The sequence below is a fragment of the Hafnia sp. genome (assembly GCF_036648275.1).
GTDB classification, from domain to species: Bacteria; Pseudomonadota; Gammaproteobacteria; order Enterobacterales; family Enterobacteriaceae; genus Hafnia; species Hafnia alvei.
Genome location: NZ_JAVXIQ010000025.1, coordinates 11,961 through 28,947, shown reverse-complemented (window position 1 = coordinate 28,947; position 16,987 = coordinate 11,961). Strand labels below are relative to the sequence as shown.

The following is a 16,987-nucleotide window of genomic DNA, read 5'->3' as shown; positions in this document are numbered from 1 at the left end:
GTGCCTTTCTGAATGAAAAAACGACATCTAGATAGAATATGTGGCCGATAAGATTCATTCTAAGCCAGCCTGTGTCAAAATAGCAGGTTTAAAGCGTCCCTCACGGGGAGATTTTTCTGGTGGTGCGCTGTGCAAATATTCAGGAGCCGACATATTCATGAGTCGAGGTACGCAAGATCGTAATTTTGACAATATCGCTGAAAAATTTGCGCGCAACATTTACGGCACGACCAAAGGAAAAATCCGTCAGGCAGTCTTGTGGCAGGATCTGGAACAGTTGCTCAAGCAGCTCCCGCAAAGATCCTTACACATTCTTGATGCAGGTGGTGGGCTTGGGCAGGTATCCTGTGAGCTTGCCGCACGCGGTCATCAGATCACGCTGTGTGACATCTCGGGTGAGATGCTAAAGCGGGCGCAGGCCTATGCTGAAGAAAAAGGTGTGATCCAACACATGCGTTTTGTGCAAAGTCCTGCGCAAGAGATGCATCAGCATTTAGAACAGCCGGTTGATCTGATATTGTTCCATGCGGTTTTGGAATGGGTCGCTGAACCTCAAGAAACGCTAGCATCTTTGATGAAGTGTTTAACGCCGGGCGGCGCTTTGTCGTTAATGTTCTATAACTACAATGGTCTATTAATGCGAAACGTGATCATTGGCAATACGGCATACGTCAATCAAGGGATGCAAAAACGCAAGACACGTACGTTGTCACCCGACCACCCGTTGGATCCACAAAAGGTGTACGGCTGGCTTGAAGACATTGGGCTGACAATTTCCGGTAAAACGGGCGTGCGGGTATTCCATGATTACCTACGAGATAAAACGCAACAAATTGAGGCTTTTGATGATCTATTAGCGCTGGAGCAGCGTTATTGTCGTCAGGAGCCTTTTGTGAGTTTGGGACGCTACATCCACGTGATGGCGCACAAACCCGACACGAAGGACCAACTATGAGTGATTTCTCCCAGACTGTACCGGAGCTGGTTGCCTGGGCGCGGAAAAATGACTTTTCAATTTCACTTCCAACCGAACGTTTGGCGTTCATTTTGGCTATTGCCACTTTGAATAGCGAACGACTAGACGGTGAGATGAGTGAAGGTGAACTGATCGATGCATTCCGACACGTCAGCAAAGCTTTTGAACAAACACATGAAACGGTAGCAATCCGTGCCAACAATGCGATTAACGATCTCGTTAAGCAGCGTCTGCTCAACCGCTTCACCAGCGAATTAGCCGACGGAAATGCGATCTATCGTTTAACGCCGTTAGGCATTGGTATTACGGATTACTATATTCGTCAGCGAGAGTTCTCAACGCTGCGCCTGTCTATGCAGCTGTCAATCGTGGCGCAAGAGCTACGTAGCGCAGCCGAAGCGGCAGAAGAGGGCGGTGATGAGTATCATTGGCATCGTAATGTGTTTGCCCCGCTGAAATACTCTGTTGCTGAGATCTTCGACAGTATTGACTTAACCCAGCGCATTATGGATGAGCAGCAGCAAGGCGTTAAAGCGGATATCGCGGCGTTGCTGAATAAAGATTGGCGTGCTGCCATCTCAAGCTGTGAAGTCTTGCTCTCGGAAACCTCGGGCACCTTGCGTGAATTGCAAGATACGCTGGAAGCGGCGGGTGATAAGCTGCAGGCAAACCTGCTGCGTATCCAAGATGCCAACCTGAATAATCCTGATTTGACGTTTGTTGATAAACTGGTGTTTGATCTGCAAAACAAGCTAGACCGCATTATCAGTTGGGGCCAGTTGACTATCGATCTGTGGATTGGTTACGACAGACACGTGCATAAATTTATCCGTACCGCGATTGATATGGATAAAAACCGCGTCTTTGCCCAGCGCTTACGCCAGTCAGTTCAGAACTACTTTGATAACCCGTGGGCTCTGACCATCGCCAATGCCGATCGTCTGTTCGACATGCGTGATGAAGAGCTGGCCTTGCTGAACGAAGAGGTCACCGGCGAACTGCCTCCGGATATGGAGTACGAAGAGTTCTCTGAGATCCGTGAACAGCTGGCTGCAATGATTGAACAAGAGCTGAAGATTTATCAAAAAGAACAGCGTCCATTGGATTTAGGCGCGGTTTTGCGCGAATACCTAACCCAGTATCCGCGCCAACGTCATTTCGATTTGGCAAGAATTTTGGTCGACCAAGCGGTTCGCTTAGGTGTGGCTGAAGCTGATTTCACCGGATTACCTGCTCAATGGCAGGCAATCAATGATTACGGAGCCAAGGTACAGGCCCATGTCATCGACAAATACTGAAAATATGATGCCAGCTAAACTGGCGCTAGCGGTGTTTAACCCGCTATTCCCTGCACTGGATAGCCAACTGCGATCCGGCCGCCACATCGGCATTGATGAGCTAGATAACCACGCTTTCCTGATGGATTTTCAGGACGAGCTTGAATTATTTTATAGCCGTTACAACGTTGAGCTCATCCGCGCCCCTGAGGGTTTCTTCTACCTCAGGCCGCGTTCGACCACGTTAATCCCGCGTTCGGTGCTGTCTGAACTGGATATGATGGTCGGAAAAATCCTGTGTTATCTCTACCTTAGCCCTGAGCGTTTGGCGCATGAAGGCATTTTCAGCCAGCAGGAACTCTATGACGAGTTACTGTCTTTGGCCGATGAAAACAAGCTGCTGAAATACGTTAACCAGCGTTCAACCGGTTCGGATCTCGACCGCCAGAAACTGCAGGAGAAAGTGCGTACCTCATTAAATCGTCTACGCCGTTTGGGCATGGTCTATTTTATGGGTAACGACAGCACAAAATTCCGCATCACCGAAGCCGTGTTCCGCTTTGGTGCAGATGTGCGTAGCGGTGATGATCCACGTGAATCCCAGTTGAGAATGATCCGTGACGGTGAAGCCATGCCGTTAGAAAACACGTTATCACTGAATGATGAAAACGAAGAAAACGAATCCAGTGCAGACGGTAGCGCGGACAACGCGGAGGATGAACAGGAATGATTGAACGCGGAAAGTTTCGCTCGCTGACATTGGTTAACTGGAACGGTTTCTTTGCCCGAACTTTTGATCTGGATGAATTGGTGACAACGCTGTCCGGCGGGAACGGTGCGGGTAAATCCACAACTATGGCGGCGTTTGTCACGGCGCTGATCCCTGACTTAACGCTGCTGCATTTTCGTAATACCACGGAAGCTGGTGCAACGTCAGGGTCACGCGACAAAGGCTTGCACGGAAAGTTACGCGCTGGTGTCTGTTATGCCACTCTTGACGTGGTTAACTCCCGCCATCAGCGTGTGTTAGTCGGCGTTCGCCTGCAACAGGTTGCTGGGCGCGATCGAAAAGTGGATATCAAACCGTTCACCATTCAAGGCTTGCCAACGTCATTCCAGCCAACGGAAATCCTAACGCAAACCGTGGGTGAGCGTCAGGCTCGTGTGCTGCCGTTGAACGAACTGAAAGAGCGCGTGGAAGCTATTGAAGGCGTGCAGTTCAAACAGTTTAACTCGATTACCGACTATCACTCCCTGATGTTTGATTTGGGTGTGATCCCGCGCCGTTTACGATCGGCATCAGATCGCAGCAAGTTTTATCGCCTGATTGAAGCGTCGCTTTACGGCGGTATTTCTAGTGCGATTACCCGCTCCCTGCGTGACTATTTGCTGCCAGAAAATAGCGGCGTACGTAAAGCTTTCCAAGATATGGAAGCGGCTTTACGTGAAAACCGCATGACGCTGGAAGCGATTCGCGTTACGCAGTCTGACCGTGATTTGTTCAAACATCTGATCACCGAAGCAACGTCTTATGTATCTGCTGACTATATGCGCCATGCCAATGAGCGACGCATACACCTCGATCAGGCATTGCTACTGCGCCGTGAACTGCTGGGGGGTCGCAAACAGCTGCTGGCGGAGCAGTATCGCCACGTGGAGATGTCGCGTGAGCTAGCTGAGCAAAGCGGGTCGGAATCCGATCTCGAAACCGATTATCAGGCGGCAAGCGATCATTTAAATCTGGTGCAAACCGCAATGCGCCAGCAGGAAAAGATCGAGCGCTATCAGAGCGATCTGGAAGAGCTGACTTACCGTTTAGAAGAACAGAATGAAGTAGTGGCTGAAGCGAGCGATCTGCATGCAGATTATGAAGCCCGTTCAGAAGCCGCGGAAGCCGAAGTTGATGAACTAAAAAGCCAGTTGGCTGATTATCAGCAAGCCTTGGACGTTCAGCAAACCCGCGCAATTCAATACCAGCAGGCGCTACAGGCGCTAGAACGCGCACGCCAAGTGTGTCAGTTGCCCGATCTCAATGCGGATAATAGCGAAGAGTGGCTAGAAACGTTCAGTGCGCGTGAGCAGGAAGCGACTGAAGTCCTGATGCAGCTTGAGCAGAAAATGAATGTGGCTAGCGCGGCACATTCACAGTTCGAAAATGCTTATCAGCTGGTGGTTAAGCTGGTGGGCGAAGTTAGCCGTAGCGAAGCATGGCAGGCGGGGCGTGATTTATTGCGTGACTGGTCTTCGCTTCAGCATCAGTCGGAGCGCGTGCAGCCGTTACGCATGCGTTTGGCCGAACTGGAGCAGCGTTTGCGTTCGCAACAAGATGCCGAGCGTCTGTTGCAAGACTTCTGCAAACGCACCGGGCAGCAGTATCAGCCAGAAGAACTGGATGATGCGCAGCGTGAGATGGAAGAGCGTATTGAAACGCTGACGATTGATGTGGCTGAAGCCAGCGAGCGCCGTATGGTGCTGCGCCAAGAGCTTGAGCAAATCACGGCGAAAGCGAAAGATTTGACGACGAAGGCCCCAGTGTGGCTTGCCGCGCAGGAAGCGCTGAGCCAACTGAGCGAACAATGCGGCGAAGAGCTATCAGACAGTCGTCAGGTCACTGAGCAGATGCAGCAATTGCTGGAGCGTGAACGTGAATCGACCGTTGAACGCGACGAAGTTGCTCATCAAAAACGTGAAATTGAAAGCCAAATCGAGCGTTTAAGTCAGCCAAGCGGTGCCGAAGATGGGCGCCTGATTGCTTTGGCCGAACGTTTTGGCGGCGTGTTGCTGTCTGAAATCTACGATGACGTCACCATCGACGATGCGCCATATTTCTCGGCGCTATATGGCCCAGCACGACACGCGATTGTTGTTCCCGATCTTTCCTTGGTGCGTGAGCATCTGGCGGGATTAGAAGACTGTCCAGAAGATCTCTATCTGATCGAAGGGGATCCGCAGTCGTTTGATGACAGCGTATTTGCCGCCGATGAACTGGAACGCGCCGTGGTGGTGAAAACTGCCGATCGTCAATGGCGTTACTCTCGTTTCCCTGAGGTGCCGCTGTTTGGTCGCGCCGCGCGTGAAAGCCGCTTAGAAACGCTGTATGCACAGCGCGATGAGCTGGCAGAGCGTTATGCGAATCTGTCATTTGATGTGCAAAAAACGCAGCGTTTACATCAAGCGTTCAGCCGTTTCATTGGCAATCACTTAGCGGTGGCCTTTGAGCAGGACCCAGAAGCTGAATTACGTCAAATCAACAGTCGTCGTACTGAGATTGAACGTGAGTTCAATAATCAGGACAACGTGACGCAGCAGCAGCGCCAGCAGCTGTCGCAGGCCAAAGAGAGCGTCGCACTGTTGCATAAGCTCACGCCGCATATCGGTTTGTTGGCTGATGAAACCCTGCAAGATCGTGTCGAAGAGATCCGTGAAGAGCTCGAAGAGGCGCAGGAAGCTGCGCGTTATCTGCAACAGCACGGCACCAATCTGGCTAAGCTAGAACCTATGCTTTCCGTATTGCAAAGCGATCCAGAACAGCATGAACAGCTACGTCAAGATTATCAGCAGGCTCAGCAGAATCAGCGTACAGCCAAGCAACAGGCGTTCGCGCTAACGGAAGTGGTGCAGCGTCGTGCACACTTTAGCTATAGCGATTCTGCCGGTATGCTGACTGAAAACTCTGACCTCAATGACAAACTGCGTCAGCGTTTAGAGCATGCCGAAGCCGATCGTAGCCGTACGCGTGAGCAGCTTCGTCAACAACAGTCACAGCTAGCCCAGTATCATCAGGTTTTAGCTTCGCTAAAAAGCTCGTTTGAAGCTAAACGTGACATGCTCAAAGAGCTGTCGCAAGAGTTACAAGATATCGGGGTTCAGGCCGATCCTAATGCGGAAGAGCGTGCACGTATCCGTCGTGATGAGCTGCATACCGCGCTGAGTAACAACCGTGCGCGTCGCAATCAGCTCGAAAAACAGATCATGTTCTGTGAATCTGAAATGGATAATCTGCAAAAACGCCTGCGTAAGGTTGAACGCGATTACCATCAGATCCGCGAACAAGTCACCACCGCGAAAGCGGGCTGGTGTGCGGTGATGCGTTTGGTGAAAGACAACGGCGTTGAACGTCGTCTGCATCGTCGTGAGCTTGCCTATATGGATGCGGATGAATTGCGCTCTATGTCGGATAAGGCATTGGGTGCGTTGCGACTGGCCGTGGCAGACAACGAACATCTGCGTGATGTGCTGCGTCTGTCAGAAGATCCTAAACGCCCAGAACGTAAAATTCAGTTCTACATTGCTGTTTACCAGCATCTGCGCGAGCGTATTCGTCAGGATATTATCCGCAGCGACGATCCTGTCGATGCCATCGAACAGATGGAAATTGAGCTGGCCCGTTTGACCGAAGAGCTGACATCACGCGAACAAAAACTGGCGATCAGTTCGAAGAGCGTGGCGAACATTATTCGCAAGACCATTCAGCGTGAACAAAATCGTATTCGTATGCTCAACCAAGGCCTACAGACGGTGGCCTTTGGGCAGGTGAATAGCGTGCGTTTGAATGTTAACGTGCGTGAAGCGCATTCAACGCTGCTAACGGTATTGTCGGAGCAGCAAGAGCAGCATCAGGATCTGTTTAACAGTAATCGACTGACGTTCTCTGAGGCGCTAGCAAAACTGTATCAACGTCTTAATCCACAGATCGATATGGGACAGCGTACGCCGCAAACTATCGGTGAAGAACTGCTGGATTATCGTAATTACCTAGAAATGGAAGTAGAGGTTAACCGTGGCTCAGACGGTTGGCTGCGTGCTGAAAGTGGCGCGCTGTCAACGGGCGAAGCTATCGGTACCGGTATGTCCATTCTGGTCATGGTGGTTCAGAGTTGGGAAGAAGAGTCTCGCCGCCTGCGTGGTAAAGATATTTCGCCATGCCGACTGCTATTCCTTGATGAAGCAGCGCGTCTGGATGCGAAATCCATTGCGACGTTGTTCGAGCTGTGTGAACGTCTGGAAATGCAGTTAATTATTGCGGCGCCAGAAAACATCAGCCCAGAAAAAGGCACTACCTATAAACTGGTGCGTAAAGTGTTCAATAACACTGAACATGTTCATGTTGTGGGGTTGAGAGGCTTTGCTCCTGAGAAAAATCCTATAGAATCAGTGGCTCAAGAAGAATCTGAGACATAATTTCTTGTAAATTCCGCATACTGAAATCATTATTAACGCAAACGGCCTTCATATAAGGCCGTTTTTTTTGGCAGAATATAGCCAGTGACGTATCATCATATAATTAACGTGCAATGTCTGGGTTGTTAACGCACCAACCGACAGTGAAACGGCAAAATGTCATTTCTATTTGTATAATTAAGCTAAGGCTCCGAAATTCGGTGTCTATGAGCTAACTAGGGAGCAAGGGATGGTGCTGAATAACAGATTCCGTCTAAGCCATATGGTTGTCGGTGGTTCAATAGCAATGAGTGCATTGGCGCTGAGCATAATGCCAGCCTATGCAGACGTTGCTAAACAACCCGTGGTTTCAGTGGCGACCATGAGTGTACCTCAATCGCGTTCGGCGCTGTTGTCGCAGCTTCCACAGGGCGTTTCACTGCGTTATTTGAACCAACTTTCTTCACTCTACGCTGCGAATCACATGCAGCCAATGTGGCAAGATCGTACGGCGGTTCAACAATTTCAACAGCAGCTGGCTGAAGTTGCACTCTCTGGTGTTCAGCCTCAGTTCACCCAATGGGTTCAGGCGCTGACTAATCCCGATGTCAGTGGCATGGCGCGTGATGCCGTCTTATCTGATGCGATGCTGGGCTATCTGCAATTTGTCTCCGGCGTGAGCGCAACCAAAGGCAGTTGGCTATACAGCTCGGTGCCTTATGCAATGGCAGAGCCGCCGACAACGCTGGTAAACAACTGGCAGTTGTCGATTCGTGATGGCCGTTTGAATACCTTCGTTAAATCGCTAGAACCTGCACATCCTCAGTACGCTGCGATGCATAAAGCGTTAAAAAACCTGTTAGCGGATGCGCGCCCTTGGCCTGTGGTCAGCGACGGGCCGAGTTTAAAACCGGGTGACCTGAGCGCGGATATGCCTGCGCTGCGTGAAGTGTTACAGCGTACTGGAATGTTGGAAGGCGATGCTAGCGCGAAACCAACGCCGGTGCCTGATGCACAGCCGTTGCAATCTCCGGCGAGTCAGGATCCTAATGCGGTGATCAGCCCATCAACCACCGCAGTGACTGATTTGACTAAGCAACAGCCATCACCAGAGGCTGAGCCAGCGAAAGCGTCATCCGTTTCAGTGATCGATAACCGCTATACGCCTGAGCTCGTAGAAGCCGTGAAGCGCTTCCAGCAGTGGCAGGGGTTAGCCAGCGACGGGGTGATTGGCAAGCGCACACGTGAGTGGCTGAATGTATCTCCACAAACGCGAGCCACATTGCTGGCTTTGAATATTCAACGTTTACGCATTTTGCCGGGAGAAGTGAATACTGGCATCATGGTCAATATTCCTAACTACTCGTTGATTTATTACCAGAATGGCGCAGAAGTACTTTCATCGCGAGTGATTGTAGGGCGACCAACGCGTAAAACGCCGCTGATGAATAGCGAACTGAATAACGTGGTGGTGAATCCACCGTGGAACGTGCCAACAACGCTCATTCGTGAAGATATCATACCGAAAGCTATGCACGATCCAGGCTATTTCGAGCGTCACGGCTATCGCCTGTTTTCTGGATGGAGTAACGATGCCGAAGTGGTTAATCCTTATATGATCGACTGGGCGTCGGTGTCGCCGCGTAATTTCCCGTATCGAATTCAGCAAGCGCCGGGGGCGAATAATTCGCTAGGTCGTTATAAATTTAATATGCCAAGCCAAGATGCTATTTATCTGCATGACACGCCAAACCACGGATTATTTGAAAAAGATATTCGTGCGCTGAGTTCAGGTTGTGTCCGCGTTAATAAAGCTTCGACGCTGGCAAATATGCTTCTTCAAGATGCTGGTTGGAATGACGCGCGAGTTTCGTCTGCTCTGAAAGAGGGGAATACGAAATATGTGCCGATACGTCACCGCATTCCTGTTCGCCTCTATTATCTGACCGCATGGGTTTCGGAAGATGGTAAGCCGCAGTTCCGCACAGATATTTACAATTATGATGACACTGTACGTTCAGGGGCAAAAATCGCCGCGCAAGCCGAGCGCCTTTTTCAACTCTAGCAAGCAGTTAGCAAAACCATAGTTTTTGTAATGTTGTAAATGATAGCCATAAAAATCTGTGATAACCCGCCAACCTTGGCGGGTAGCGGGTTGACTCGATCTTCCATGACGGTTATGGTGCCTGACGGTGCGCTTTGGTGCGTGATTTTCAGACATTTTGCCGAGTACAACTTATCTCATGGATCCAATTAATATTCATCGTCGCAAGTGGTTGGCTTTAGGTGGCGCTGCTATGGGAATGGCAATGCTACCAGGGCAAGCGTTCGCAACGCTTTCTACACCACGTCCTCGTATTTTATTACTCAATAATTTAAATACCGGCGAACAACTTAAGGCTGAGTTCTTCGACGGTAAAAACTATATTCAGGAAGAATTAGTTCGCCTGAACCATTTGTTCCGCGACTATCGTGCGAATAAAGTAAAAAGTATTGATCCTCGCTTATTCGATCAAATTTTTCGTTTGCAGGCGATGATTGGCACGCGTAAACCGATTCAGCTTATTTCCGGCTATCGTTCTCCACGCACCAATAATGAATTACGCGAGCGTGGCAGCGGCGTGGCGAAACACAGTTACCATACGCTTGGTCAGGCGATGGATTTCCATATTGAAGGTGTTCAGCTAGCCAATATTCGTAAAGCCGCATTGAAAATGCGAGCGGGTGGCGTTGGATATTATCCGCGCAGTAATTTCGTACATATTGACACCGGCCCCGTTAGAAATTGGTAATGACGCTTTAAGACGGTATTATTAGGTAGTCAAAGAGATCCTAAACGTCGGCCTTTGCCGGCGTTTTTTATATTGGGGCAAACATGAAATATAAAATCATTCCCGTTACTGCATTCCAGCAGAATTGTACTGTTTTATGGTGCGAGGACACGCTTCAGGCCGCGATCGTCGATCCGGGTGGTGAGGCAGCAAAAATTCAGCGTGAAGTTGAAGCGCTGGGATTCACGGTAACTCAAATTCTGCTGACCCACGGGCATTTAGACCACGTGGGAGCCGCTGGCAACTTGGCGAAAAGCCTAAATGTGCCGATCTATGGCCCGCAGGAAGAAGACCAGTTTTGGCTAGAAGGGCTGCCTGCTCAGAGCAAAATGTTTGGCCTCAGTGATTGTGAACCCTTAGTGCCTACCCGTTGGTTAAATGACGGCGATACTTTGCAGGTGGGTAATGAGACTTTGCAGGTTTTCCATTGTCCAGGTCATACTCCAGGTCATGTGATTTTCTTTAATGAGAAATCACGCTTAGCGCAGGTCGGCGATGTGTTATTCAGCGGTGGTGTCGGACGTAGTGATTTTCCCCGTGGCGACCATCAGGCATTGATTAACTCAATTAAAACTAAGCTGTGGCCACTGGGCAATGATGTTGCATTTATTCCAGGGCACGGACCCATGTCGACTTTTGGCCAAGAGCGCCAGACTAATCCGTTTGTTCGCGATGAGCCTGCTGTTTGGTAGCGTCGTTGTGAATGCTATTTGCAGCACAAAAAAGGAGCCTTTCGGCTCCTTTTGTCATTTCAGTATGCGTGCTATTTCAATACGGCGACAATGGCTTCACACAGCGGTGCCATATTGTCTGGGGTCATTCCTGCAACGTTGACGCGGCCAGAGTTCACGGCATAAACGCCAAACTCATCACGCAGGCGAATCACCTGATCTTTGGTCAGTCCACTGAATGAGAACATGCCATTCTGCTTAATGATGAAGCTGAAGTCTTGCTCAGCACCTTTTTCCTGCAGGGTGTTAACGAACAGCTGACGCATGCGTTGAATGCGTTGACGCATGTCAGTGAGCTCTTGTTCCCAAATAGTACGCAGGGCTTCATTACCCAGAATAGTGGCTACCACAGAACCACCGTGCGCTGGTGGGTTGGAGTAGTTAGCGCGGATAGTCGCTTTAATCTGGCTAAATGCTTTATCGGCGGTTTCACTGTCAGCGGCAACTAACGTGCAAGCACCAACGCGCTCGTTGTAAAGACCGAAGTTTTTGGAATAGGAACTCGCAACCAGCAATTCATCATGCTTAGCCGCAAAAATACGCAGGCCTTGAGCATCTTCTTCTAAACCGTTGGCAAATCCTTGGTAAGCGAAGTCAAACAGCGGCAACCAGCCTTTCGCAACAGACATTTCAGCCAGTGCTTCCCATTGCTCTAGCGTAGGGTCAATACCGGTTGGGTTATGGCAGCAACCGTGGAATAGAACCACATCACCGGCTTCTGCTTGCTCTAAGCTATTCTGGAGCGCTGCAAAGTCTAACTGATGATTTGCCGCATCGTAGTAATCATATTCGCGTACTTTCAGCCCTGCGGCGTTAAATACGCTTTTATGGTTAGGCCAACTAGGGTTGCTCACCCATACACGCTTAGCTGAGGTTTTATTGGCAATAAAATCAGCGGCCACACGCAGAGCACCAGTCCCACCTGGGGTTTGAGCTGCATGAGCACGTTTGTCCTGAATGATTGGGCTTTCTTTACCAAACAGTAATTCCAGCGTGCAGGTCGCGAAAGCAGGAATACCATCGATGCTCAGATAGTTTTTCGTGGTTTCGTTTTCCAGCAGATACTGCTCAGCTTTTTTAACGCTGGTCAGAACCGGTGTTTTACCTGTTTCATCTTTATAGACACCAATACCTAAGTTGATTTTGTTGGTACGGGCATCGGCACGGAATAAATCGGCAAGACCTAAAATCGGATCCGCTGGTGCGGCTGGGATATTTTCAAACATGTAAGAGCTTCCATGTGTGGGATTGAGCCAGAGAACCATCAGGTTACCGCTACGCCGCGAGCTTGCCAACCGTTTGCCACAAAAAGAATACAAAGTTGTTACCTGAATGCTTCAATGCCGATAAAAGCACCAAAAATAAGAAGAAAACCAGAAAATTAGGCAGGAAATAGGGCAGTAGAACACGGACTAAAAAACGGGGTATAAATCATCAGTGATGAGTGGAGTCAAATCCTAGACAACAAAAAGCAGAGCCGAAGCTCTGCCTTTGATTATCTTCTGCTACAACCGCGAGGTTGCCGTCAGATTAGAACTGGTATACCAGACCCAGAGCTACGATATCGTCAGTTGCGATGCCGTTAGCTTTGGTGAAATCGTTGTCATCCAGCAGGTTGATCTTGTAATCAACATAGGTAGACATGTTTTTGTTGAAGTAGTAAGTCGCGCCGACATCAACATATTTAACCAGATCTTTGTTGCCATCTACGTTAGTGTTCAGGTCCTTACCTTTAGACTGCAGGTAAGCAACGGATGGGCGCAGGCCGAAGTCGAACTGGTACTGTGCAACAACTTCGAAGTTCTGAGTTTTGTTTGCAATACCATTGTTACCGTACGGAGTCATGTTGCGAGTTTCCGCATACATAGCCGCCAGGTATACGTTGTTAGCGTCGTATTTCAGACCAGTAGTCCATGCGTCAGCTTTATCGCCGCCAGCTACGTTGCCATTAACAGTTTTGCCTGCATTAACTTGCTGAGTAGTACGGTCAGAAGACGCATATGCTGCAGCTGCGCTGATGCCCATACCGAAGTCATAAGAGGTTGACAGGCCGTAGCCGTCACCATTCTGTGCTTGGGTGGTAGTACGGCCATTTGCAGTATTGTTGTCGTTCTTGCCCTGATACTGAACAGCAAAGTTCCAGCCATCTACCAGACCGAAGAAGTTGTTGTTACGGTAGGTTGCAACACCAGTTGCACGCTGAGCCATGAAGTTGTCAGAGTTGGTGTAGGTATCGCCACCGAATTCTGGCAGCATATCGGTCCATGCTTCTACGTCATATAATACGCCGTAGTTACGACCATAATCGAATGAACCGTAGTCACCGAATTTCAGACCAGCAAAGCCCAGACGGGTTTTGTCACCAGAGGTTGCGCCTGCGCCTTCAGCACGGTTTGCTTTGAATTCGTATTCCCACTGACCGTAACCAGCCAGCTGGTCGTTGATCTGAGTTTCGCCTTTAAAGCCCAGACGAGCGTAAGATTTGTCGCCGTTGTCGCCATTGTTATCGGAGAAATAATGCAGGCCTACCATCTTACCGTACAGATCCAGCTTGTTACCGTCTTTGTTATAGATTTCAGCTGCGTTTGCTGCACCGGCTGCTAACAGCGCTGGGATCACTACTGCAAGAATATTGCGTTTCATCATTGTTACCCTCTAAAGGAGTTATTTTTTTTTGACACCTGCCACTGCCTAATTTAATTCTGCGCGGAACTATTTCATCACTTACGGAACTAAAAGAGAAAGTATGGTGTCTTCCTGTGTCTGCATCGCAGTGTTCCATTCACTAGAGCGATAATCTACATCGAAAATGATACAAAACTATAATTCGAGTAACAGAACGCAAGAATGTGTTTCAAAATGTAAAAGTTTGGGAACTTTGTGACAGGGGTCTAAGTTTAAAAAAGAGAGGGGCCAGCATTGCTGGCCCCTTTTTTGTGATCAAAACGTTGAAATGTTGTTTTATTACTTAATTAGAAGGTTGCGTTTCTTGGTGTGCGTGGGAATGGAATCACGTCACGAACGTTTTGAACGCCGGTCACATAGGCGATTAAACGCTCAAATCCAAGGCCAAAACCAGAGTGAGGCACGGTGCCGTAACGACGAAGATCGCGATACCACCAATAATCTTCTTTATTCAGGCCCATTTCTTCTAAACGTGCATCCAGAACGTCTAAACGCTCTTCACGCTGAGAACCACCGATGATTTCACCAATGCCTGGTGCCAACACATCCATTGCAGCAACGGTTTTGCCATCTTCGTTCATACGCATATAGAACGCTTTGATGTCTTTTGGATAGTTTTTCACTACCACCGGCGCTTTAAAGTGCTGTTCAGCCAAATAACGCTCATGCTCCGAAGACAGGTCAACGCCCCAGTAGACAGGGTTTTCGAAGGTCTTGCCGCATTTAAGCAGAATATCTACTGCGTCGGTGTAATCCACCTGAGCAAAGTCGGAGGTGACAAAACGCTTCAGGCGATCGATGGCGTCTTTATCTACGCGCTGAGCGAAGAATTCCATGTCATCGGCACGCTCATCAAGTACGGCTTGGAAGACGTATTTCAACATTCCTTCGGCAACCCCTGCGATATCGTCGAGATCCGCAAATGCAACTTCAGGCTCAACCATCCAGAATTCAGCCAGATGGCGGCTGGTGTTGGAGTTTTCTGCACGGAACGTTGGGCCAAAGGTATATACCTTAGACAGTGCACAGGCGTAGGTCTCGCCGTTTAGCTGGCCGGATACGGTCAGAAATGCTTCACGACCAAAGAAGTCTTCACCGAAATCGACTTTACCTTCGTCAGTGCGCGGCAGGTTTTCCATATCCAACGTGGAAACGCGGAACATTTCGCCAGCGCCTTCGGTATCAGACGCGGTAATCAGTGGGGTAGAAACCCAGAAATAACCGTTTTCGTGGAAGTAACGGTGAATAGCCTGCGCCAGCGTATGACGAACGCGAGCAACCGCACCAATAAGGTTGGTGCGTGGGCGTAGGTGAGCAACTTCGCGCAGATATTCGATGCTGTGGCGCTTTGCCGCCATTGGGTATGTGTCTGGATCTTCAACCCAACCCACGACTTTCACTTCGGTGGCTTGAATTTCGAAGCTCTGACCTTCACCCGGTGATGCAACGACTTTACCGGTGACTTCCAGCGAACAACCCGTGGTCAGGCGTAAAACATCACTTTCATAATTCGGCAGAGAATTATTAACGACGGCCTGTAACGGATTAAAGCAGGAGCCGTCATAAACGGCGAGGAAGGAGATACCAGCTTTAGAATCTCTCCGGGTACGTACCCAACCGCGCACGGTGACTTCAGTGTCTACCGCGGCACGACCTTGCAGTACGTCGACTACAGGCACTACGCTCATAGATTTCTCTCTTTTATTGATCTTGGATGATAAATAACCTACAGCCCAGATAATACGGGCATGTTGCTATGTTACTTGTCATGCAAACAGACACAAGAAGAAATCGCAGCCAAATCGCAAGAACTTGATGAGATATTGGGGGATTGAATGAAAAAAAGAAGAATAATCGATTTTATCAGTCAGAATTGGCGTTTTTTAGGCAAAAAAAGAGGGCGTTGCATACGCCCTCATAATATTGGTTACGTTAACGATTAAGCTAAGTAATTTAACTGGCTTTTTTTACCAGCGGTAAATCAAATGCTTTGCGCAACGCTTTAACGAAAGCTTTGTCGTGGCAAATAGTTTTGCCTGGGCTATCAGACAGCTTGGCGACGGGCTTACCGTTGCACTCAACTAGCTTAATCACAATATTTAGCGGTTTAACCTCTGGAATATCACAGGTTAAACGTGTACCGATACCGAAACCAAGATTGATGCGGTTATGGAAATGACGATAGAGCTCCAAGGCTTTTTCAAGATCGAGATTATCGGAGAACACCAGCGTTTTTGTCATCGGATCAATACCCAGCTTCTGGTAATGCGCGATGGCTTTCTCGCCCCATTCAACCGGTTCACCGGAGTCATGGCGTAGCCCTTGGTAGCGGTTGGCAAACTGTGGGCCAAAATCGCGTAGGAAAGCATCCATCGTGATGCAATCGGTCAGGGCAATGCCAAGCTGATCGGGATATTCATCTAACCACGCTTGCAGGGCTGCTCGCTGGCTGTTCGCTAATATCGGGCAAATCTGCTGGTGGGCTTGGAACCATTCATGAGCCTGAGTTCCCATCGGTGCCAGATTCAGCAACTGGGCAAACTTATAGTTGCTGGTTCCCACTAAATGTGGGAAATCCGTTTTCAACGTTTCAATAATGGCTCGTTGGACGTCGTGTGAGAAACGGCGGCGTGTGCCGAAATCCATCAGCTTAAAGCCAGAAAGATCGATATCTGCGCTCAGCTGTTTAAATGAATCGAGCTTTTTACGCAGCTGTGCCACGGCCATTTCTGCCGTTGCCTGCGGTGAGCGATCGCGATGTACCACTTCACTGATAACAGCGAGCAGCGGCACTTCCCACATAATCACTTCACGCCAAGGGCCAGTGATGCGGATATTGAGATGGCCGTCTTCGTCACGGATATCGACCTGTTGCGGGTTAAAGCGAAAATCGCGCAACCAGTCCAGATAATCTTTTTTGAAGAAAGGTAAGGTGCTGAGATAGTTATATTCTTCATCTGTCAGCGCAAGATTGCCCATTAGAGCAACCTGCTGAATAATTTCGTTGGCATAACTGCCCAGTAACTCGTCGCCACGGCAACGGAATTCAGCCGCTACGGAGAGATTGCGGTAACGATGATACACGGCCTGCTGCATATGCAACTTATAGGCGTCAGTATCCAATAATGAAGTTAATATCGGGGAAGCATGTTGAGTCATGGCGCGTTACTGCATCCTCGTCAGGGATATTCCACGTTCGGGATAGTCGGCAAAGTCGGAGGAGTATACCTAGTTTATCCCGAGATTGAAGCCTCATAACACCATATGGCATGTGATAGGTCGAGGATTAAACGTGCCATTTGCAGTAGCACCGATTAAGTTGCTGTG

At 49.2% G+C, this 16,987-nt stretch carries 11 protein-coding genes; 7 read left to right on the top strand and 4 right to left on the bottom strand.

Going from position 1 to position 16,987, the window contains the following annotated elements:
• Window positions 1–157: 157 nt before the first annotated feature.
• The 7 genes from cmoM (at window position 158) to RSC70_RS17295 (ending at window position 10,936) form a co-directional block, all read left to right on the top strand.
• Entirely contained in the window at window positions 158–955 is a 798-nt protein-coding gene (gene cmoM / locus RSC70_RS17325; RefSeq protein ID WP_043492361.1) for a tRNA uridine 5-oxyacetic acid(34) methyltransferase CmoM, read from the top strand.
• Complete coding sequence (gene mukF, locus RSC70_RS17320; RefSeq protein WP_332543080.1) at window positions 952–2,274, top strand: chromosome partition protein MukF; 1,323 nt, start codon at window positions 952–954, stop codon at window positions 2,272–2,274. Before cmoM ends, mukF begins: the two co-directional genes overlap by 4 nt.
• A complete protein-coding gene (gene mukE, locus RSC70_RS17315; RefSeq protein ID WP_025800984.1) occupies window positions 2,255–2,983 on the top strand; it encodes a chromosome partition protein MukE in 729 nt (242 codons plus the stop codon). The genes mukF and mukE overlap by 20 nt, the downstream gene beginning before the upstream one ends.
• Window positions 2,980–7,434 (top strand): chromosome partition protein MukB, encoded by a 4,455-nt coding sequence (mukB, locus tag RSC70_RS17310; RefSeq protein ID WP_332543079.1) that lies wholly within the window; start codon window positions 2,980–2,982, stop codon window positions 7,432–7,434. The genes mukE and mukB overlap by 4 nt, the downstream gene beginning before the upstream one ends.
• 229 nt (window positions 7,435–7,663) lie before the next feature.
• Window positions 7,664–9,478, top strand: coding sequence for a L,D-transpeptidase (gene ldtD / locus RSC70_RS17305; RefSeq protein ID WP_332543078.1), 1,815 nt, complete (start codon window positions 7,664–7,666; stop codon window positions 9,476–9,478).
• 178 nt (window positions 9,479–9,656) lie between these two features.
• On the top strand, window positions 9,657–10,205 hold the full coding sequence (locus tag RSC70_RS17300; RefSeq protein ID WP_040045917.1) for a YcbK family protein: 549 nt from the start codon (window positions 9,657–9,659) through the stop codon (window positions 10,203–10,205).
• Between the two features lie 83 nt (window positions 10,206–10,288).
• Complete coding sequence (locus RSC70_RS17295) at window positions 10,289–10,936, top strand: MBL fold metallo-hydrolase (protein ID WP_332543077.1); 648 nt, start codon at window positions 10,289–10,291, stop codon at window positions 10,934–10,936.
• Between the two features lie 71 nt (window positions 10,937–11,007).
• On the opposite strand, the gene RSC70_RS17290 is transcribed toward RSC70_RS17295, so the two are convergent.
• The 4 genes from RSC70_RS17290 to pncB all read right to left on the bottom strand — a co-directional run bounded on the left by RSC70_RS17290 (window position 11,008) and on the right by pncB (window position 16,819).
• Window positions 11,008–12,201, bottom strand: a complete 1,194-nt coding sequence (locus RSC70_RS17290; protein WP_332543076.1) for an amino acid aminotransferase — start codon at window positions 12,199–12,201, stop codon at window positions 11,008–11,010.
• A gap of 304 nt (window positions 12,202–12,505) precedes the next feature.
• A complete protein-coding gene (ompC, locus tag RSC70_RS17285) occupies window positions 12,506–13,618 on the bottom strand; it encodes a porin OmpC (RefSeq protein WP_025800990.1) in 1,113 nt (370 codons plus the stop codon).
• A 329-nt stretch (window positions 13,619–13,947) separates the two neighbouring features.
• Window positions 13,948–15,348, bottom strand: coding sequence for an asparagine--tRNA ligase (asnS, locus tag RSC70_RS17280; protein WP_025800991.1), 1,401 nt, complete (start codon window positions 15,346–15,348; stop codon window positions 13,948–13,950).
• Between the two features lie 265 nt (window positions 15,349–15,613).
• Window positions 15,614–16,819: a nicotinate phosphoribosyltransferase gene (gene pncB, locus RSC70_RS17275; RefSeq protein ID WP_332543075.1), complete on the bottom strand. Its 1,206-nt coding sequence runs from the start codon at window positions 16,817–16,819 to the stop codon at window positions 15,614–15,616.
• Window positions 16,820–16,987: the final 168 nt, after the last annotated feature.

What these genes read in the sequence shown, in the direction of transcription:
- cmoM (WP_043492361.1), top strand. Translation starts at nt 158, where the DNA reads ATGAGTCGAGGTACGCAAGATCGTAATTTTGACAATATCGCTGAAAAA.
- mukF (WP_332543080.1), top strand. Translation starts at nt 952, where the DNA reads ATGAGTGATTTCTCCCAGACTGTACCGGAGCTGGTTGCCTGGGCGCGG.
- mukE (WP_025800984.1), top strand. Translation starts at nt 2,255, where the DNA reads ATGTCATCGACAAATACTGAAAATATGATGCCAGCTAAACTGGCGCTA.
- mukB (WP_332543079.1), top strand. Translation starts at nt 2,980, where the DNA reads ATGATTGAACGCGGAAAGTTTCGCTCGCTGACATTGGTTAACTGGAAC.
- ldtD (WP_332543078.1), top strand. Translation starts at nt 7,664, where the DNA reads ATGGTGCTGAATAACAGATTCCGTCTAAGCCATATGGTTGTCGGTGGT.
- RSC70_RS17300 (WP_040045917.1), top strand. Translation starts at nt 9,657, where the DNA reads ATGGATCCAATTAATATTCATCGTCGCAAGTGGTTGGCTTTAGGTGGC.
- RSC70_RS17295 (WP_332543077.1), top strand. Translation starts at nt 10,289, where the DNA reads ATGAAATATAAAATCATTCCCGTTACTGCATTCCAGCAGAATTGTACT.
- RSC70_RS17290 (WP_332543076.1), bottom strand. Translation starts at nt 12,201, where the DNA reads ATGTTTGAAAATATCCCAGCCGCACCAGCGGATCCGATTTTAGGTCTT.
- ompC (WP_025800990.1), bottom strand. Translation starts at nt 13,618, where the DNA reads ATGAAACGCAATATTCTTGCAGTAGTGATCCCAGCGCTGTTAGCAGCC.
- asnS (WP_025800991.1), bottom strand. Translation starts at nt 15,348, where the DNA reads ATGAGCGTAGTGCCTGTAGTCGACGTACTGCAAGGTCGTGCCGCGGTA.
- pncB (WP_332543075.1), bottom strand. Translation starts at nt 16,819, where the DNA reads ATGACTCAACATGCTTCCCCGATATTAACTTCATTATTGGATACTGAC.